Origin of the sequence: Vandammella animalimorsus (assembly GCF_002288875.1) — a bacterium.
In the GTDB taxonomy this organism is placed as follows: Bacteria; Pseudomonadota; Gammaproteobacteria; order Burkholderiales; family Burkholderiaceae_C; genus Lampropedia; species Lampropedia animalimorsus.
The window spans coordinates 1-19,335 of the sequence record NZ_NTBH01000003.1 but is presented as its reverse complement, the minus strand read 5'-3'; the positions used below and the strand labels follow the sequence as shown (position 1 = coordinate 19,335).

General features: G+C 66.3%; 15 protein-coding genes, 1 rRNA gene and 1 pseudogene. 12 read left to right on the top strand and 5 right to left on the bottom strand.

From position 1 onward, the window contains the following. Window position 1 precedes the first annotated feature (1 nt). From CLI93_RS05655 to CLI93_RS05645, 3 genes are all read left to right on the top strand, one after another. A complete protein-coding gene (locus tag CLI93_RS05655; RefSeq protein ID WP_095543144.1) occupies window positions 2–961 on the top strand; it encodes an MBL fold metallo-hydrolase in 960 nt (319 codons plus the stop codon). 75 nt (window positions 962–1,036) lie between these two features. Further along, entirely contained in the window at window positions 1,037–2,212 is a 1,176-nt protein-coding gene (locus CLI93_RS05650) for an MFS transporter (RefSeq protein ID WP_172424328.1), read from the top strand. A 32-nt stretch (window positions 2,213–2,244) separates the two neighbouring features. Then, window positions 2,245–3,423 carry an NADH:flavin oxidoreductase/NADH oxidase gene (locus CLI93_RS05645; RefSeq protein WP_095543146.1) on the top strand — a complete coding sequence of 393 codons (1,179 nt, stop codon included), beginning with the start codon at window positions 2,245–2,247 and terminating at the stop codon, window positions 3,421–3,423. Here CLI93_RS05645 and CLI93_RS05640 read toward each other — a convergent pair. After that, entirely contained in the window at window positions 3,408–4,844 is a 1,437-nt protein-coding gene (locus CLI93_RS05640; RefSeq protein WP_095543147.1) for a short-chain fatty acyl-CoA regulator family protein, read from the bottom strand. The genes CLI93_RS05645 and CLI93_RS05640 overlap by 16 nt on opposite strands. Before the next feature lie 133 nt (window positions 4,845–4,977). On the opposite strand from CLI93_RS05640, the gene CLI93_RS05635 reads away from it, so the two are divergent. From CLI93_RS05635 to CLI93_RS05605, 7 genes are all read left to right on the top strand, one after another. After that, complete coding sequence (locus tag CLI93_RS05635; protein WP_095543148.1) at window positions 4,978–5,376, top strand: acyl-CoA thioesterase; 399 nt, start codon at window positions 4,978–4,980, stop codon at window positions 5,374–5,376. Beyond that, a complete protein-coding gene (gene prpC / locus CLI93_RS05630) occupies window positions 5,373–6,527 on the top strand; it encodes a bifunctional 2-methylcitrate synthase/citrate synthase (RefSeq protein ID WP_095543149.1) in 1,155 nt (384 codons plus the stop codon). Before CLI93_RS05635 ends, prpC begins: the two co-directional genes overlap by 4 nt. A 239-nt stretch (window positions 6,528–6,766) precedes the next feature. Further along, complete coding sequence (acnD, locus tag CLI93_RS05625; RefSeq protein ID WP_095995981.1) at window positions 6,767–9,415, top strand: Fe/S-dependent 2-methylisocitrate dehydratase AcnD; 2,649 nt, start codon at window positions 6,767–6,769, stop codon at window positions 9,413–9,415. A 40-nt stretch (window positions 9,416–9,455) separates the two neighbouring features. Beyond that, the gene (locus CLI93_RS05620; RefSeq protein WP_095995991.1) at window positions 9,456–10,448 is read left to right on the top strand and encodes a Bug family tripartite tricarboxylate transporter substrate binding protein; all 993 of its coding nucleotides are present in this window, start codon (window positions 9,456–9,458) and stop codon (window positions 10,446–10,448) included. Then, window positions 10,445–11,482: a hypothetical protein gene (locus tag CLI93_RS05615; protein ID WP_095995980.1), complete on the top strand. Its 1,038-nt coding sequence runs from the start codon at window positions 10,445–10,447 to the stop codon at window positions 11,480–11,482. Before CLI93_RS05620 ends, CLI93_RS05615 begins: the two co-directional genes overlap by 4 nt. 56 nt (window positions 11,483–11,538) lie before the next feature. After that, entirely contained in the window at window positions 11,539–12,720 is a 1,182-nt protein-coding gene (gene prpF / locus CLI93_RS05610; RefSeq protein ID WP_095995979.1) for a 2-methylaconitate cis-trans isomerase PrpF, read from the top strand. Between the two features lie 91 nt (window positions 12,721–12,811). Then, on the top strand, window positions 12,812–13,687 hold the full coding sequence (locus CLI93_RS05605; protein WP_095995978.1) for an isocitrate lyase/PEP mutase family protein: 876 nt from the start codon (window positions 12,812–12,814) through the stop codon (window positions 13,685–13,687). Here the strand turns inward: CLI93_RS05605 and CLI93_RS05600 are convergent. Next, a complete protein-coding gene (locus tag CLI93_RS05600; RefSeq protein WP_095995977.1) occupies window positions 13,678–14,529 on the bottom strand; it encodes an AraC family transcriptional regulator in 852 nt (283 codons plus the stop codon). The two genes, CLI93_RS05605 and CLI93_RS05600, sit on opposite strands and share 10 nt — an antisense overlap. Before the next feature lie 122 nt (window positions 14,530–14,651). Here CLI93_RS05600 and CLI93_RS15625 point away from each other — a divergent pair. Both CLI93_RS15625 and CLI93_RS05595 read left to right on the top strand, forming a co-directional pair. Then, window positions 14,652–15,206: pseudogene (locus CLI93_RS15625) on the top strand (TonB-dependent receptor plug domain-containing protein); the annotation flags it as partial. A 17-nt stretch (window positions 15,207–15,223) separates the two neighbouring features. Next, entirely contained in the window at window positions 15,224–16,930 is a 1,707-nt protein-coding gene (locus CLI93_RS05595; RefSeq protein WP_172425525.1) for a TonB-dependent siderophore receptor, read from the top strand. Window positions 16,931–17,010: 80 nt separating this feature from the next. Here the strand turns inward: CLI93_RS05595 and CLI93_RS05590 are convergent, their stop codons facing one another. The 3 genes from CLI93_RS05590 to rrf all read right to left on the bottom strand — a co-directional run bounded on the left by CLI93_RS05590 (window position 17,011) and on the right by rrf (window position 19,269). After that, window positions 17,011–18,252: an MFS transporter gene (locus CLI93_RS05590; RefSeq protein WP_095543721.1), complete on the bottom strand. Its 1,242-nt coding sequence runs from the start codon at window positions 18,250–18,252 to the stop codon at window positions 17,011–17,013. A 255-nt stretch (window positions 18,253–18,507) separates the two neighbouring features. Beyond that, window positions 18,508–19,002, bottom strand: a complete 495-nt coding sequence (locus CLI93_RS05585; RefSeq protein WP_095543723.1) for a GNAT family N-acetyltransferase — start codon at window positions 19,000–19,002, stop codon at window positions 18,508–18,510. Between the two features lie 154 nt (window positions 19,003–19,156). After that, window positions 19,157–19,269, bottom strand: a 5S ribosomal RNA gene (gene rrf, locus CLI93_RS05580). Window positions 19,270–19,335 lie beyond the last annotated feature (66 nt).

Genomic DNA, 19,335 nt, shown 5'->3' with positions numbered 1-19,335 from the left:
CATGAGCCAGACTAAGCAATTTGCTTCACAAGCCGACCTGGATGCAAAGCAGGTCAGCTTCAGCCAGATCTCAGAGCACGCCTGGGCCTACACGGCCGAGGGCGACCCCAACACCGGGGTCATCATTGGCGATGACGCCGTGCTGGTGGCAGACACACAGGCCACGCCCGCCATGGCTCAGGATGTGATCCGCCGTATCCGGCAAGTCACCGACAAGCCCATTCGATACGTGGTGCTCACGCACTACCACGCCGTTCGCGTGCTGGGTGCCAGTGCCTACGGCGCAGACCATGTCCTGGCCAGCCAAGACACCTACGACCTGATCGTTGAGCGTGGCGAGCAGGACAAGGCCAGCGAGATCGCCCGTTTTCCACGCCTGTTCGCCGGGGTAGAAACTGTGCCCCCCGGGATGACTTGGCCCACCATCACCTTCACGGGCAAGATGACTCTCTGGCTTGGCAAGCTTGAGGTGCAATTACTGCAGTTGGGGCGCGGCCACACCAAGGGCGATACCGTGGTGTGGCTGCCGCAGGAGCGGGCCTTGCTGTCTGGGGATTTGGTCGAATTCGGTGCGACGCCCTACGCTGGCGACGCCTACTTCAAGGATTGGCCGCAAACGCTCGATCGCCTGGCCACACTGCAGCCCCAGGCATTGGTGCCAGGCCGGGGTGCGGCGCTGACGACGCCAGAGACGATCGCTCAAGGCATCGGGGAAACGCGCAGCTTCATTACCGACGTGCGCGCCTGTGTGCAACAAGGCGTGCAGGCCGGCAAGGATCTCAAAACGATTTATCAGGACACCATGACCGCGCTGCGGCCGAAATATGGTCACTGGGTCATCTTCGAGCACTGCATGCCATTCGATGTCACGCGCTGCTATGACGAACTCACCCAATATCCCGACCCGCGCATCTGGACGGCGCAGCGCGATCTGGAAATGTGGCGGGCCCTAGAGGGTTGACGCGCCAGCCAGCACTGCAGCCTCGCCATGGCAGCTTGGGAAAACCAAGCTACAGCCCCTGATTGCTCGCTCAGCATGTTCCGGCTACTGGGTGTGTGCGCTTTCACCAGCATGGCGGCCATGCGGCTGTGCGACGCCATGCTGCCCGCACTGGCCGAGGATTTTGGGGTCAGCACAGGGCAGGCCAGCTATGCCATCTCTGGCTTTGCCGTGGCCTATGGCGTGCTACAGCTTTTCTACGGCTTGATGGGAGAACGCTACGGCACTGTACAGGTGGTGGGCTATGCCAGTTGCGCCAGTGCCATTGGCTGTGTGGCGGCAGCGTTGGCGCCATCGTTAGCATGGCTGGTCGCTGGTCGCATCCTCATGGGTGCAACCGCAGCGGGCATCGTGCCCATGGCCATGGCATGGGTGGGAAGCCACTTTTCTTATTCCGAGCGCTCCGGGGCACTGGCCAAACTGTCGGGTGCAGTGGTGTGCGGCATGATGTTCGGTCAGCTGTTTGGCGCTCTGGCTGCCGCGCTGTTCGATTGGCGCCTGGCCTTTGCCTCCACGGGCTTGGCCTTCCTGCTCAGCGGCATGGCGTTGTGCCAAAGAGTCCGGGCCGACGCTAACGCCAGCACAGGCCAATCCCTGGCAGGGGTCAGCGCCTATTGCACCCAACGCCCTATAAGACACGTCCTATCCCATCCCTGGGCCAGAGTGATTTTGATCGTGACAGGTCTGGAAGGGGCGCTGGCTTTGGGTGCCCTGTCCTTCATCCCAGCGCACATGCAGGCGTGCTTTCACATGACGCCACTGGCCGCAGGCGCCATCGTTGCCTTTTACGGACTGGGCGGGCTGTTCTACAGCTGCTGCGCCTGCCGTTTGCTGCACCACGGTGGAGAGGTCGCGCAAACCTGCTTCGGCGGCGCCTGCCTTGGCCTAGCCTGGGCAGCCATGGCATGGGCCTCGCACTGGGCCTGGTTCGTACCCGCCTGCTGGCTTGCCGGATTGGGCTTTTATGCGCTACACAACACGCTGCAAACCCAGGCCACGCAAATGGCCCCGACTGTGCGCAGCACGGCAGTATCGCTGTTTGTCTGCACGCTGTTTGTGGGCCAGTCCGCAGGCATCATGGCCGCAGCCTGGATCGTTGACCGCCTCGGTCTATCCACGGTGTTTTTCATATCTTCCTCGGGCTTTGTGGTCCTGACAGGCTTGCTCGCCTGGCAACTCCAACAACGCCCCAGGCCATTGGCTGAGGCCTGAAGGACTGCGCTTGAGCAAAGAAAGTGATTGCCATGCACCCAACCCAACCCCTTCTTTTCCACCCCATCCAATTGCGTGATCTGGAGCTGAAAAACCGCATCGTCATCTCACCCATGTGCCAGCATGCCGCCCAATCGGGCCATGCCACTTCTTGGCACCTGGTGCATCTGGGCAAGTTTGCCCTGGGCGGCGCCGGGCTGATCCTCACCGAAAGCACGGCCGTGGATCCACGAGGCCGAATCGGCACCGCCGATCTGGGCCTATGGCAAGACAGCCAGATCGAGCCATTGAAAACACTGGTCGACTTCGTACACAGCAATGGTGCAGCCATTGGGATACAGCTGGCGCACGCTGGTCGAAAGGCGGGCAGCCAGCCACTGTGGGAAGGCGGGGCAGCATTATCAGATGCACAGTTGGCCGCCGACGCCCATCCGTGGGAGCGTCTTGGCCCCAGCAAGCTGCCGGCAGGCCCTGGATGGACGGCCCCAAAGGCCTTGTCTGCGCAAGACATTGCCGCCATCGTGCGCAGCTTTGCCGATGCCACCCGGCGCGCCAACGCCGCAGGCTTCGATGCCGTGGAGCTGCACTTTGGCCATGGCTATCTGGTCGCCAGCTTTCTCTCGCCGCTGTCCAACCTTCGCCGTGACGAGTGGGGTGGCAATTTGGCTGGGCGCATGAAATTGGCACTGGACATTGCGCGGGCAGTACGTGCCATATGGCCAGCAGGCAAGCCCTTGTTTTGCCGAATTTCCGCCGTCGATGGCAGCGAGGGCGGCTGGAGCCTGGAGGACTCGATCGTGCTGGCCAAAGAGCTTGCTGCCTGCGGCGTCGATGTCATCGATTGTTCGTCCGGGGGCTTGACGGAAGAAACCCGCACCTTGCCAGTACCCAGGGGATTGGGTTTTCAAGTCCCATTTTCCGAACGGATTCGCCACGACGCCCATGTCAAAACCCAGGCCGTGGGCATGATCGTCGATGCCCATCAGGCAGAAGCCATACTCACGCAAGGCAAGGCCGATTTGATCGCCATTGGCCGCGAGGCCTTGTTCGACCCGTACTGGGCCCACCATGCCGCACAGACCTTGAATGCCGACCCAGGCTATGCGCAATGGCCCCTCAGGCATGGGATCTGGCTTGCGCGCCGCGCGCCCATCTTGGCAAGCGCCCTGGCAAACCAGTGTCCAGCCACGGCGCATCAGGCCACACCGTAGGGCGAGAAGCGGCTTTGGTTTTCGTCGATGCGCAAGGCCTCGCCCACGTAGGGGAAGGCGCGCTGCGGGCAGTGCGGGCGCTCGCAGACCTTGCAGCCCATGCCGATGGGGATGGCGGCGCTGGGGTCTTTCAAGTCCAGCCCTTTGGCGTACACCAGCCTGGAGGCATGACGGATGTCGCAACCCAGGCCGATGGAAAACGTTTTGCGCGGTGAGCCCCAGCCGTGGCGGCCGCGCGAGACGGTACGCGCCACCCACAGATAGGTGCGGCCGTCGGGCATTTGCGCCAGCTGCGGCACGATGCGTCCGGGCTGGGCGAAGGCCTCGTACACGTTCCACAGCGGGCAGGTGCCGCCGGTGCGGCTGAAGTGAAAGTGTGTGGCCGACTGGCGCTTGCTGATGTTGCCGGCGCGGTCCACGCGCACGAAGAAGAAGGGCACGCCCGGCGCGCCTGGCCGTTGCAGGGTGCTGAGGCGGTGGCAAACAGTTTCGAAGCCGACGCCAAAGCGCTGGCCCAATAGGTCGATGTCGTAGCGCAGGTTTTCGGCCGCCTGCAGGAACTGGGCATAGGGCAGCAGCAACGCACCGGCAAAGTAGTTGGCCAGACCGATGCGCGCCAGGCGCTGCGCTGCGACATCGTGCTGCAGGGCCGCCGGGTGGGCCAAAGCGTCGAGCGCCTCGCTCATTTCCAGCAGCGCCAGCTGGGTGCCCAACTGGAAGGCTTGCTGGCCTGGCTCCAGCGCCGCTGAGAGGTGCAGGATGCGCTGGGCGGGGTCGTAGCTGCGCTGGCGCTCTTGTGCTGCATCGCTGCGCAAAACGCGCACGCCGTGGCGCTGGTGCAGGCGCTGCTCCAGCCAGGCGGGCAGAGGCCCGCCGGCACTGCACGCCTGCGCGGCCAGGCCCTCAGCGGCGCGATCCAGCGTGTCGAAGTGGTTTTGGTGGGCAAAGAAGAAGTCGCGCACCACTTCAAAAGGCATGGCGCGCGGCGTGGCAGCGGCCGCCTCGGCAGCAGGCTGCGCCTGGGCGCGCTCGTCTCCGCCCAGGCGCAGGGCCATCGCGTCGCAGCGCGCCTGCGCATCCACGCTGCGGCGGTGCAAGGCCAGCAGGGCATGGGCCAGCGCGGGCATTTGCGCGACAAGTTCGCGCAGCTCGGGCAGGGTGACGGGCTGCGGCGCATCGGCCAGCGCATCCTGCAGCGCCGCCACCAGGCGCATTTCCTCGTCTTCGGAGAAGTGCTGCACATCCACGCCCAGCGCCTGGCTGATCTTGAGCAACACGGAGACGGTCAGGGGCCGCTGGTTCTGCTCCAGCTGGTTCAGGTAGCTGGGCGACAGGCCCAGGGTTTGGGCCAGCGCGACTTGCGACAGGCCGCGCTCTGCGCGCAGGCGGCGCAGTTTGACGCCCATGAAGGTTTTTTTCATCGCTTAAGGGGCGAACACTTGCAACGGCCTCGGCAGACAATTCGCAATATTTGCAAATTGGCTGATTTTAGTTCGCAATCATTCGCCTTTTCAGTCGTTGAGTCGCGCGGGATTCTTGCGTAAATTGCGAATTATGACAACACCCCTCGGAACCGCTGAAGTGCATGAGCTGATACTGCCGGCCATGGCCAACCACCACGGCACGCTGTTTGCCGGCCAAGGGCTGCAACTGATGGCCAAGGCTGCGTTCCTGGCGGCACGCAGCCTGGCACAGCGTGAAGTGGTGATGGCCGGGGTCAGCGGCATCCAGTTCGCCCAGCCCATCCCCGTGGGCCATAGCCTGGCGCTGCTGGCCTGGGTCAGCCGCGTGGGCCGCAGCTCCATGACTGTGTGCGTCAAGGGTTTGACCGAAGCGCCCGGCCTGCCGCGCGAGGAGGTGCTCAAGGGAATTTTCGAAATGGTGGCGATCGACGGCCAGGGCCGCCACATTGCCATTGACCGCGCTGACATCAACCAGGAGACCTCTTCATGAACCCCACGACCGCCGCCCCCACCAAGCCCAAAAAATCCGTCGCCCTCTCCGGCGTGACGGCGGGCAACACCGCGCTGTGCACCGTGGGCCGCACGGGCAACGATTTGCACTACCGCGGCTACGACATCCTGGACATGGCCGAGGTCTGCGAGTTCGAGGAAATCGCCCACCTGCTGGTGCATGGCAAGCTGCCCACGGCGGCCGAGCTCAAGGCCTACAAAGCCAGACTGCGCGCCATGCGCGGCTTGCCCGCGAATGTGAAGGAGGCGCTGGAAAAGCTGCCCGCCAGCGCCCACCCCATGGACGTGATGCGCACCGGCGTGTCCGCCCTGGGCTGCGTGCTGCCGGAAAAGGACGACCACAACCTGCCCGGCGCGCGCGACATTGCCGACCGGCTGCTGGCCTCGCTGGGCTCCATGCTGCTGTACTGGTACCACTTCAGCAACTCGGGCCGCCGCATCGAGGTGGAGACGGACGACGAATCCATCGCCGGGCATTTCCTGCACCTGCTGCACGGCGCAAAACCCAGCGCGAGCTGGGTGCGCGCCATGCACACCTCGCTGAACCTGTACGCCGAGCACGAGTTCAACGCCAGCACCTTCACCGCGCGCGTGATCGCAGGCACGGGCAGCGACATGTACTCCAGCATCGCCGGCGCCATTGGCGCGCTGCGCGGGCCCAAGCATGGCGGGGCCAACGAGGTGGCGTTTGAAATCCAGAAACGCTACGACAACCCCGACGAGGCCGAGGCCGACATCCGCCGCCGCGTGGAAGCCAAAGAGGTGGTGATCGGCTTCGGCCACCCGGTCTACACCGTCAGCGACCCGCGCAACGTGGTCATCAAGGGCGTGGCCAAGCGCCTGTCGGACGAGGCCGGCGCCACCAAGATGTACGACATTGCCGAGCGGCTGGAGTCCGTCATGTGGGAGGTCAAGAAAATGTTCCCCAACCTGGACTGGTTCAGCGCCGTCAGCTACCACATGATGGGCGTGCCCACGGCCATGTTCACCCCACTGTTCGTGATCGCCCGCACCAGCGGCTGGGCCGCGCACGTGATCGAGCAGCGCGTGGACAACAAGATCATCCGCCCCAGCGCCCATTACGTCGGCCCGGAAGACCAGGTGTTCGTGCCCATCGAGGCGCGGGCCTAATTACAGAGTTCAGTTCGAGGCACGCAGCGTGGCATCCAGATACATGCCGAAATACCGCGCTTCTATTGTGGATTGATCTGCTATGTGGTCCGCGATTGCTCAACATGAAAAATCAAACTAAAAAGAAATCCATGCGCTTGCCCATCGTGCCGACACAAGGCGGTTTTATTTCTTTTTGATATGTAATAAAGCCCGCCTCGGCTTGCTGCCGCCCATAGCCCCATACCCCCACGCACCCCATGAACACCGCCTTTCGCAAACCCCTGCCCGGCACCGCGCTGGATTATTTCGACGCGCGCGAAGCCGTCGAAGCCCTCTCGCCCGGCGCCTGGGCGCGCCTGCCCTACACCGCGCGCGTGCATGCCGAGAACATCGTGCGCCGCGCCGAGCCTGCGCGCATCAACGACTACCTGGGCCAGCTCATCGGCCGGCTGCGCACGCTGGACTTTCCCTGGTACCCGGCGCGCGTGGTCTGCCACGACATCCTGGGCCAGACGGCGCTGGTCGATCTGGCCGGGCTGCGCGAGGCCATTGCCGCGCAGGGGGGCGATCCGGCGCAGGTCAACCCCGTGGTGCCGGTGCAGCTCATCGTCGATCACTCGCTGGCGGTGGAAGCGCCGGGCTTCGACCCGGACGCCTTCGCCAAGAACCGCGCCATCGAGGAGCGCCGCAACGAAGACCGCTTCCACTTCATCGAGTGGTGCCGCAGCGCCTTTGACAAGGTGGACGTGATCCCGGCGGGCAACGGCATCATGCACCAGATCAATCTGGAGAAGATGTCGCCGGTGATCCAGGCGCAGGGCGGCGTGGCCTACCCCGACACCTGCGTGGGCACCGACAGCCACACGCCGCACGTCGATGCGCTGGGCGTGATCTCGGTCGGCGTGGGCGGGCTGGAGGCCGAGAACGTGATGCTGGGCCGCGCCTCGTGGATGCGCACGCCCGAGATCGTCGGCGTGCGCCTGGACGGCCGCCGCCAGGAGGGCATCACCGCCACCGACATCGTGCTGGCGCTGACCGAGTTTTTGCGCCAGCAGAAAGTGGTGGGCGCGTATCTGGAATTCCACGGCGAGGGCGCGGCCAGCCTGACCGTGGGCGACCGCGCCACCATCGCCAACATGGCGCCCGAATACGGCGCCACCGCCGCCATGTTCGCCATCGACGGGCAAACGCTGGACTACCTGCGCCTGACCGGGCGCGCGCCCGAGCAAGTCGCGCTGGTGGAGCGCTACGCCAAGGCCGCCGGGCTGTGGGCCGATGATCTGGCCCAGGCCGAGTACGAGCGCAACCTGGCATTCGACCTCTCGCAAGTCGTGCGCAACATGGCCGGCCCCAGCAACCCGCACCGCCGCCTGCCCACCGCCGAGCTGCAAAAGCGCGGCATCGCCGGCCCCGTCAAGCTGGCCATGGCCCGCTCGGAAGAAGCGCGGGGCCTGCTGCCCGATGGCGCGGTCATCATCGCTGCCATCACCAGCTGCACCAACACCAGCAACCCGCGCAACGTCATTGCCGCGGGCCTCTTGGCGCGCAACGCCCGCCGGCGTGGCCTGGCGCGCAAGCCCTGGGTCAAGACCTCGCTGGCGCCCGGCTCCAAGGCCGTGGAGCTGTATTTGCAGGAGGCGGGCCTGCTGGGCGACTTGCAGGCGCTGGGCTTTGGCATCGTCGCCTTCGCCTGCACCACCTGCAACGGCATGAGCGGCGCGCTCGACCCAGCCATCGAGCGCGAAATCATCGAGCGCGACCTCTACGCCACCGCCGTGCTCTCGGGCAACCGCAACTTCGACGGCCGCATCCACCCCCACGCCAAGCAAGCCTTTCTGGCCAGCCCGCCGCTGGTGGTGGCCTACGCCATCGCAGGCACCGTGCGCTTTGACATCGAGCAGGACGTGCTCGGCCTGGACGAACAAGGCCGCGAAGTGCGCCTGAAAGACATCTGGCCCAGCGACGCCGAAATCGACGCCGTGGTCGCCGCCGCCGTCAAGCCCGAGCAGTTCCAGCGCATCTACACCCCCATGTTCGCCAAGCGCGCGCGCGCCGAAAACGCCCGCCCGCTGTACGACTGGCGGCCGCAAAGCACCTACATCCGCTGCCCGCCCTACTGGAGCGGCGCGCTGGCCGGCGCGCGCACGCTGCGCGGCATGCGGCCGCTGGCCATCCTGCCCGACAACATCACCACCGACCACCTCTCGCCCTCCAACGCCATCCTGCGCGACTCCGCCGCGGGCGACTACCTGGCGCGCATGGGCCTGCCCGAGGAGGATTTCAACTCCTACGCCACCCACCGGGGCGACCACCTCACCGCCCAGCGCGCCACCTTCGCCAACCCCAAGCTGTTCAACGAAATGGTGAAAAACCCCGACGGCAGCGTGCGCCAGGGCTCGCTGGCGCGCGTGGAGCCAGAAGGCCAAGTCATGCGCATGTGGGAAGCCATCGAAACCTACATGCAGCGCGGCCAGCCGCTCATCGTCATCGCCGGGGCCGACTACGGCCAGGGCAGCTCGCGCGACTGGGCCGCCAAGGGCGTGCGCCTGGCCGGGGTCGAGGCCATCGTGGCCGAAGGCTTCGAGCGCATCCACCGCACCAACCTCATCGGCATGGGCGTGCTGCCGCTGCAATTTCTGCCCGGCCAGAACCGCCACACCCTGGCGCTGGACGGCACGGAAACCTTCGACGTCATCGGCGACCGCCACCCCGGCGCGCGCCTGACCCTGCGCATCCACCGCCAGGACGGCCGCCAGAGCCAGGCCACCGTGCTGTGCCGCCTGGACTCGGACGAGGAAGTTCAGATCTACGAAGCCGGCGGCGTGCTGCAACGCTTTGCGCAGGACTTTCTGGCGCAGGCGGACAGCCGCCCAGTTGACGCCACAGCGGCCACGAACGTGGCATAACGCATGCTTTGCCACCACCATCTGATCTGGAGTCATGAACATGCGACGCTTTTCCTTGCGCTTGGCCGCGCTGTGCACCTGGGCCCTGGCCGGGGCGACGGCGTTTTCCGCCGCCGCCCTGGCAGAGCAGGCCTGGCCTGCCAAGCCCATCACCTTCATCGTGCCCTATGCCGCAGGCGGCTTTGCCGACACGCGCATGCGCCTGGTGGCCAGCAAGCTGGAGAAGGAGCTGGGCGCAACCATCGTCATTGAGAACAAAGCTGGCGCAGGCGGCGTCATCGGCACGGCGCAAATCGCCAAGGCCAAGCCCGATGGCTACACCATTGGCAGTGGCCACCTGGCGCCACTGGCGGTCAACCCCACGCTGACGCCCAAGACCGTGCCCTATCAGGTCAAGACCGAGCTGACGCCCATCGTGCTGATCGAGCAGGCGCCGCTGGTCCTCAACGTCCACCAGGGCGTGCCCGCCCAGACGGTGCAGGAGCTGATTGCGCTGGCCAAGAAAGACCCGGGCGGCATCAGCTTCGGCTCCTCCGGCATGGGCGGGGCGCACCACCTCTCGGGCGAGCTGTTTGCCCACCAGGCGGGCATCAAGCTCTCGCACGTGCCCTACAAAGGTGGCGCGCCGGCCGCGGCCGATTTGATGGCCGGGCACATCCCGATGATGTTCGAGATGGGCTATGCAGCCATGCCAGCCATCAAATCCGGCAAGGTGCGACCGCTGGCCGTCACCAGCGCCCAGCGCTTGCCGCTGCTGCCCGAGGTGCCCACGCTGGCCGAATCGGGCCTGACGGGCTTTGAGTCCACCAATTGGCAGGGCCTCATCGCCCCGGCGGGCGTGCCGCGCGACATCGTGGACAAGATCAATGCCGCAGCCAACCGCGTGCTGCAGCAGCCCGATGTGATCGCCGCGTTCGAGGAAACAGCCGGCCAGATCGGCGGCGGCTCGCCCGAGGACTTCGCCCGCCTCATCGAGAGCGAAACCGCCAAATGGGCCCAGACCATCTCGGCCGCCAAGCTGGAAGCGAAATGATGCGCCGCCAGCGCGCTGCACGACTGCGCAGCCTGGCGGGCCTGCTGGCCTGCCTGCCGCTGGCGGCCTGCCACAACCCGCGCGCGCTGGATGAGGCCACGCGGCAGACACTGGCCCTGGCCGAGGCCACCTGGCCAGGCCAGTTCCAGCTGTACAAGGCCGGCCGGCGCGGGGATTTGCAGGGCTATGAAATCATCCTGGCCGCGCGCGATGACGCCAACTTCCGCGTCAAGCTGAGCCACCGCGACCTGAGCATCTGCGAGCCGCAGCGCTGCCGCCAGATCCTGCAGCACGCCTACGACAGCGGCCATTACAACGCCACCATCTTCAACACCAGCGTGGCCGCCTTGCGTGGCTGCGGGCTGCCGATGCTGGGCATGGTCTCTGGCGGCAGCGGCCCCGCGCCGCTGGTGGAGCTGGACATCCAAAGCGATACCCGCGCCGCGCTGGCCCGTGTGGGCGCTTGTGCCCAGGCGTACTGGAAGGCCTGGGGCCAGACGTCTGCGGGCAGGGACTGGGGGCGGCCGCACTGGGAGCTGTACCTGCGCCAGTCGGGGGCTAACCCGGCTGCGATGCCCGAGCGCCTGGACTGGGAAACCCGGGCGCCCAGCCGCCCGGATGCGCCGCTGTATTCCATCTGGCTCAGGCCCGATACCCCGCTGCCGCCCGATCCATCCCGGCTGCGCGTGATCCCCTACACGGATTACTACAAGCAGCTGCAGGCCGCGATCCTGGCGCACACGCAGCGCTATCTGGAGACGCATCTGCGGGGGGCGGCCCTGAACGCCATCTCCCCGGTGGTCTGGCGAATGGCGCCCGACCCTGCGGACATCGGCCGCTTGCACGCCCAGGTCTTGCTCTGCTCGCCCCAGGCTGTGGCCCAGCGCCGCAGCAATTGCCAGGAGGACATGGCCCTGGCGCTGCAATACGACAGCCACAGCGGCCAGGCCAGCGATGAGCGCCTGCTGCGCAATATCCGCAACGCCGACGGCAGCGTGAGCCTGCCGCCGCTGCGCCCTGGCGTGGATGACTGACTTTCATTGTCCCCATTCGTTGTTCGCTCTGCCCTCTTGCCCACAAGGATTTGCCCATGCACCCAAGGCCCGCACTCCGCATCCCCGCCACCTACATGCGCGGCGGCACCAGCAAGGGCGTGTTTTTTCGTCTTGCGGATTTGCCGCCCCAGGCGCAGCAGCCCGGCGCGGCGCGCGATGCGCTGCTGATGCGCGTGATCGGCTCGCCCGACCCCTACGCCCAGCACATCGACGGCATGGGCGGGGCCAGCTCCAGCACCAGCAAGTGCGTCATCATCTCGCCGTCAAACCGCCCCGGCCACGACGTGGACTACCTCTACGGCCAGGTCGCCATTGGCGAGGCGCTGGTCGATTGGAGCGGCAACTGCGGCAACCTCTCCAGCGCCGTCGGGCCGTTTGCCATTGCCAACGGCTTGATCCCGCCCGAGCGGCTGCGGGATGGCATGGTGGAAGTACGCATCTGGCAGGCCAACATCGGCAAGACCATCCTCGCCCGAGTGCCGGTGCAGGGCGGGCAGGTGGTGGAAGGCGGTGATTTCATGCTCGATGGCGTGGCCTTCCCGGCGGCGGAAATCGTGCTCGAATTCATCGACCCGGTGGACGAAGGCGAAGGCGCGATGTTCCCCACCGGCCAGCTCGTCGATGAACTCGACGTGCCCGGCCTGGGCCGCCTGCCCGCCACGCTCATCAGCGCCGGCATCCCCACCGTCTTCGTCAACGCCGCCGACATCGGCCTGACCGGCTGCGAGCTGCAAAAGGACGTCAACGCCGATGCGCAAAAGCTGGCCATGTTCGAGGCCATCCGCACCGCGGGCGCGCTGCGCATGGGCCTGATCCAACGCCCGGAAGAAGCCGCCCAGCGCCAGCACACGCCCAAGGTCGCCTTCGTCGCCCCGCCCGCCGACTACACCGCTTCCAGCGGCAAGACCATTCATGCTGCCGACATCGACCTGCGGGTGCGGGCGCTGTCCATGGGCAAGCTGCACCACGCCATGATGGGCACGGCCTCGGTCGCCATCGCCGCCGCCGCCGCCGTGCCCGGCACGCTGGTGAACCGCGCCGCTGGCGGCGAACCGCGTGAGAGCGTGTGCTTTGGCCACCCCTCCGGCAGCTTGCGCGTGGGCGCGGCGGTGGAAAACGCCAGCGGCCCCTGGACGGTGAAAAAAGCCGTGATGAGCCGCAGCGCCCGGGTGCTGATGAGCGGCTGGGTGCATGTGCCCGCCGACACGCTGCGCTGAACCCCGGCCTTTCGCGCCTGTTCGCGCCAAACCTCTTTCCCCCTGATCTCGTGCGCCAGCGCGCACGCCCTTTTGCCAAGGAAATCCCGCCATGTCCACCAGCCCAGCCAGCCCGCGCCAGCAACTACGCGCTCTCATCCAGGCCCGCCGCGGCGCCCTCGTGCCCGGCGCCTTCAATGCCTTGTCGGCCAAGGTCGTCGAAGACCTGGGTTTTGAAGCCATTTACGTCACCGGCGCCGGCGTGACCAACATGTGGCTGGGCCTGCCCGACCAGGGCTTCATGGGCCTGCACGAAATCGCCGAGCACACCGCCCGCATCCGCGACGCCGTGGCCCTGCCGTTGATCGTCGATGCCGACACCGGCTTTGGCAACGCCCTCAACGTCTACCACAGCGTGCGCACGCTCGAGCGCGCCGGGGCCGACTGCATCCAGCTCGAAGACCAGCTCGCGCCCAAGCGCTGCGGCCACTTCAGCGGCAAGCAGGTCATCAGCACCGAGGAGGCCGTGGGCAAGATCAAGGCCGCCGCTGACGCCCGGCGCGACGCCGACCTGCTCATCATGGCCCGCACCGACGCCGCCGCCGTGCACGGCTTCGAGGCAGCCGTCGAGCGCGCCCAGCGCTTTGCCGAAGCCGGGGCCGATCTGCTGTTCGTCGAAGCCGTCACCAGCGCCGAGCACATCCGCGCCCTGCCCGGCCTGCTGCCCGTACCGCAACTGATGAACATGGTCATCGGCGGCAAAACCCCCATCGTCGGCGCCGACGAGCTGGCCGCGCTGGGCTACGGCATCGTGCTCTACGCCAACGCCGCGCTGCAAGGCGCGCTCAGCGGCATGCAAAACGCCCTGGGCGCGCTGCGCCGCGACAAGCAGCTGCTCGAATCCAGCGGCCTGGTCGCCCCCTTCGCCGAACGCCAGCGCCTGGTCGGCAAACCGGCCTGGGATGCGCTGGAGCAGCGCTACGGCTGAGGGCCTGTTTCGGCAGACCGGGCGGGCGCTGCATCGGCTTGCAGGTACTGGCCGGGCGTGGCGCCGAAGTGGCGGGCGAAGGCTTCGATGAAGGCGCTGACGTTGCCGTAGCCCACGTGCATGGCCGTCGCCGTGACGCTGGCGCCGCCGGCCAGCAGCTCCTGCGCGCGCATCAGGCGGGCGCGTTGGCGCCAGTGGCTGGGGCTCAGGCCCGTTTCGGCCTTGAAGCGGCGCTGCAAGGTGCTGGCCGACATCCGGGCGCGGCGCGCCCATTGCGGCAGATCGTCCGCGCTGTCGGGCGCGGCCAGAAAGGCCTGCGCCAATGCCTGCAAGGCGGCCGAGCGCGGCAGCGGCAGGCCGGGCAAGGCAGCGGGCAGGCCGTCTTGCAACTCGCCCAGCAGCAGGTGGATAAGGGCGGCGATGCGCGCGCCGCCGGTGGCGCCAGGCCCGGGCACTGATTCAAGTGCTGCATCTGAGGCTGAACCCGGGGCCCAATCCGAAGCCGCGCAACCTCGGCGCAGCGCCAGCAGGCGGCGCATCAGCGCCTCGGCCAGCGGCGTCAGCCGCACGGTGGCGCCTTCGGCGGGCAAGGGGCCGCAGTGGCGCGGGTGCAGGTACAAAAAGATGCCGCCCGCCACGCCGTGCCACTGCGCGCGGTGCGGCACGCCGGGGGCGATCCAGCCCAGGTGGCCGGGGCTGGCGCACCAGGCCTGGCGCTCGGTTTCGACATGGATCAGCCCGCCGATGAGCATGAACAGCAGCCCTTCCTCGTGCGAGTGCAAGCTCAGCTCGCCCGTCTGGCGGCCGCCGCTGTGGGCTTGGATGCAGTGAAAACTGGTCATGGGAAACGTCTGGGGCCTGGGGGAGATTGACGCGCGCGCCGCATGCCTTGCCTTCCCGCCGGTAGCGGCCGGGCGCTCGCCCCCAAAAAATAATCATTTTCATTGACGAGGAGGTATTCCCCATGATTTCCAACCCGCTTTGCCCGGGCGCCATGCGCCCGCTGGCGCTGGCCTGCCTGCTGAGCTGCCTGGCGGTCGGCGCTGCGCCGGCGCTGGCGCAGGCCGACGCGCCGGAGCGCCGCGCCCAGGCTCCGGCCCGCGTGGCGGCGCCCGGCGCAAAGGGCGCCGCAGAAGCCGCAACAGGGGCCGGAACCGATGCCGCCGCGCCCGAGCTGCCCACGGTCGAGGTCTTCGCCGCCCCGCAGGGCGATTGGCTGGACTTTCAGGACATCAACGCCAGCGGCCTGAAGCAGGCCGCGCCGCTGCTGGAGACGCCGCAGGCCGTCAGCACCGTCAACAGCGCGCTGATGCAGGCCCAGGGCAGCCATTCGCTGCTGGAGAGCCTGCGCTACACGCCCGGCTTTCTGGCCCAGTACGGCGATGGCGACGTGCGCGCCGACTGGGTGATGATCCGTGGCCACATCCCCTACAAATACCTGGACGGCATGCGCCTGCCCTACGGCCTGGGCTATGGCGATTCGCGCATCGACGCCTGGCTGCTGGAGCGGGTGGAGGCGCTCAAGGGCAGTCTTCCGTGCTCTACGGCGCCAACGTGCCCACCGGCCTGCTGGCCATGTACAGCAAGCTGCCCGACGCGCGCCAGCGCCGCCAAATCGCCCTGGACGCGGGCAGCCACGGCCTGCGCCAGGCGCGGCTGGATGTGGGCGGCCAGTGGGGCGATGGGCGCTGGCTGTGGCGCCTGGCGGGCCTGGGCAGCCGCGACGGCAGCCAGATGGATCACGTGCGCGAGCGGCGCTGGACGCTGGCGCCCAGCCTCACGCTGCGCCCGGACGGCCCCGGCGGGCGCACCAGCTTCACCCTGCACGCCATGCTGCGCCACGCCGACGCGCCCGGCGGCGGCGGCCCGGCCTGGCTGCCGCCCGAAGGCACCGTCTGGCCCAACCCGCACGGCCGCATCCCGCTGGGGCGCTTTCTGGGCGAGCTCGATTACGACCACTTCAGCGGCCGCACCCGCCACCTGGGCTACGTGCTGCACACGCGCCTGAGCGAGCGCTGGGCGCTGCGCCACCGCCTGCGCCACGCCCGCACCGACAACCACATGCGTTCGGTCAACCAGGACTTTGGCGGCATCCACGCCGACCTGCGCCACGTGGGCCGCAGCGTGGGCCAGACCCGCGAGGACACGCGCGCCCTGAGCAGCGACACCCAGCTCTTTGGCCGCTTCAACTGGGGCCCGGTGCGCCACCAGCTGCTGCTGGGATGGGACACGCGGCGCGAGCGCAGCGATTTCGAGCGCCTCTCCGGCGGGCGCGCCGCCCCGCTGGATTTGTTCCAGCCCATTTACGGCCAGCCCTGGCAACTGCCCACGCGGCGCTACGCCACCCAGCCCACCGCCAGCCAAACCGGCCTGTATCTGCAAGACCAGCTGCGCCTGGGCCAGTGGGTCGCCACCCTCGGCCTGCGGCACGACCGGCTGCGGCTGGGGCAGGCCGGCGCGCCCGCTTCCCCCACCTCACGCTACCGCGCCACCACCGGCCGCCTGGGGCTGAGCTGGCTCATGGGAAATGGCTGGGCACCCTACCTCGCCTACGCCCAAGGCTTCGAGCCCGTGGCCGGGCAAGACCGGCACGGCCGTCTGTTCCAGCCCAGCCGCTCGCAGCAATGGGAGCTGGGCCTGCGCTACCAGCCCGAGGACCGCAACCTCACCCTCTCAGCCAGCCTGTTTGCGCTGCGCCAGCACAAGGCCCTCACGCGCGACCCCGACCCGACCGAATCCCCCATCTGCGGCCGCGCCTGCCAGGTGCAGCAAGGCCGCCGCAGCACGCGCGGGCTGGAGCTGGAGGCGCGCGCGCAGCTCGGCGCGCAAGTGCACCTGAACGCCTCCTACGCCTACACCCATGCTCGCATCACCCATTCGCACATCCCCGGCGAAGCCGGCAGCGCCGTGCCCGACGTGCCCCGCCACCAGGCCGCGCTGTGGCTGGACTGGCGCATCGCCCAAGGCCCGCTGGCCGGGCTGACGCTGTACGGCGGCACGCGCCACACTGGCCAGCGCGCCTGGCACGGGCGGCCCGGCCAGCACCTCCCCGCCCACACCCTGCTGGACGCCGGGCTGGACTACGACCTGGGCCAGGCCCACGCCGCGCTCGCGGGCTACCACTTCGCGCTCAGCGTGAAAAACATCGCCAACCGCGCCCACGTGGCCAGTTGCTACGGCCCCACCGTCTGCTACTGGGGCCAGGGCCGCAGCGCCCAGGCCAGCCTGCGCTACCAGTGGTAAGCGGCCGACTTGGGAACAGATGCCTCATCGAGGAGAGGCCAAGCCAAAACAGCAATCCGCCTGGGACGTGCTGAAGCGCACTAAGGCTGCGAGGAGCGCGCCGCATCAGCTGTGTGCTGCGGCACGCGCTCGCACCAGAGCGTCAATGCGCACCAAGCGGCGGCAATCAGCGCAGTCACCGCAAACAGCCCGGCCTCTGCCCAATAGGCCACCAGTGCGCCCCCCACCACACCACCGGCAAAAAGGCCCAGCGATTGAAGCGTGCTGTACACCCCCATTGCGGAGCCGCGCTGCGCCGCCGGCGCCAGGCGCGACACCAGGCTGGGCTGCATGGCCTCCAGGGCGTTGAAGCCACAGAAAAATACGAACAGCACCGCACCCAGAAACCACAGTGCTGCCTGGCCTGTCAGTTGCTCATGGAAATAATGGCTAAAAGTCGCCAGCGCCAACTGCGCTGCCAGAATCAGGCCCATGGCCAATCGCATCGCCCATTGCAAACGCCCGCGACGCTCCAGCGAAAACACCGCACCAAAACACAGCACCGACAACAGCACGGCCGGCAAATACAGCTGCCAATGCGCGGCGCTGGCCAAGCCAGCATCCTGCAGCAACAAAGGCACGCCGCTCCACATGGCCATTTGCAACAGATGCAGAACAAAAACCCCCAGGTTCAGGCGCCACAGTGCCCATCGCCCTGTCTGCGCAGCTGTTTCTGCAGCATGGGCTGGCAGCTCGATATGCTGCACCGGAGCATCCTGTTGGCCCTTGGGTCGGGGCAGCAGTTTGAGCACCACAAGCAGAGCAATGCCAGCCAGCAGCGCCATCAACCAGAACAAGCCACTCAAGCCCAGTTTTGACCCGAGCAATGGCCCGAGAATCAAAGCCAAGGAAAAGCTGGCTCCAATGCTGATGCCGATCAAGGCCATGGCCTTGGTACGAACGACCTCGCGGGTTGCATCCGCCAGCAGCGCCGTCATGGCCGCCGAGATGGCCCCAGCCCCTTGTAAGGCCCGCCCGGCCACCAACCCCCAAACTGAATGGCTCAACGCCGCCCAGACACTGCCCAACACAAACACCAGCAGGCCCATGGCAATCACCCGCTTGCGGCCCCAGCGATCCGAAGCCATGCCTAGGGGCCATTGCAACAGCGCCTGGGTCAGACCATAAATGCCCATCGCCAGACCAATCAACCGGGGATCGTCCCCACCCTGGTAATCAGCCGCAGCCAAGCTAAACACCGGCAAAACCAAGAACAAACCCAGCATGCGCAACACAAAAATACCAGCCAGAACCAGGCTGGTTCGCCGCTCACTGGGAAGCATGGCCGTGGAAACGGCGCGGGAAGACTGCATACTCATTCCATTATTACTGCTGCGCCACATGCCAAGGCGGCAAGCATCTAACTCGCCTCTTGCCTGTATTTCGTCTAATTAGTTTTTCTAAGCCAAAGCCTTGGATGCAAAACGAAAACGTGTATGAGGCCAACACATCACAAGCATTCTGAATGCAACAGCTGTGCGGATTTCACTGAAAACACGGCCATAACACCATATCCAAGCAAGCTGAATGAAGCGTCATCAAACCAAACTTGCCTTCAGAAAGAAGGCCTGAGGATGCGGGTTGTAGTAATAAGGCTCAATTTCCTCAAAGCCCAAATCCTCGTAAAGCGCGCGAGCTGCGTCCATCTCATCAAGAGTGTCCAACAAAATACAGCCGTAGCCCGCCAAGGCAGCCTGCTCCATTACAGCCTGTGCAAGCAACCTCCCCAGACCAAAGCCACGAAACAATCTGCGCACATACAAGCGCTTCATTTCGCTGGCATCAGGGTAATCTGGGGACTCAAGGCCGCGCATCGCGCAGCATCCAGCCAGCATTCCATCAACGAAGGCCAGCACTACGCAACCAGCAGGTTGCGCATATCGCTCAGGCAATGATGCCAGCTCAGTATCAAAGTCCTGAAATGCTAAATCAATGGACAAGCCCTGCGCATACTCCAAAAACAGCTCATGCACAGACTCCCAATCCTGCTCATCACTGGCTATGCGCAGCACAACTTCAGGTGGTGTTTCCATATCTAGCGGCAATCCAACATCCATGGATTCAACGCCAACAAGTTTTGACAGCGCAATCATAGTGGATTAGCCCTTAAAAGGATACTGCGCTCAAATTTTGGGCAAAAACAAACCCCCCAATTCCGAGAGGAAGAGGGGGGTTTAGGGCATAGAAGCCTGACGATGACCTACTTTCACACGGGAATCCGCACTATCATTGGCGCTAGTCCGTTTCACTGTCCTGTTCGGGATGGGAAGGAGTGGTTCCAGACTGCTATTGTCATCAGGCATAACTGGTGTTGTTGCTGATTTTTTACAGCAACAAAAAGCATAGAGTCGAATCGAGTGATTTTG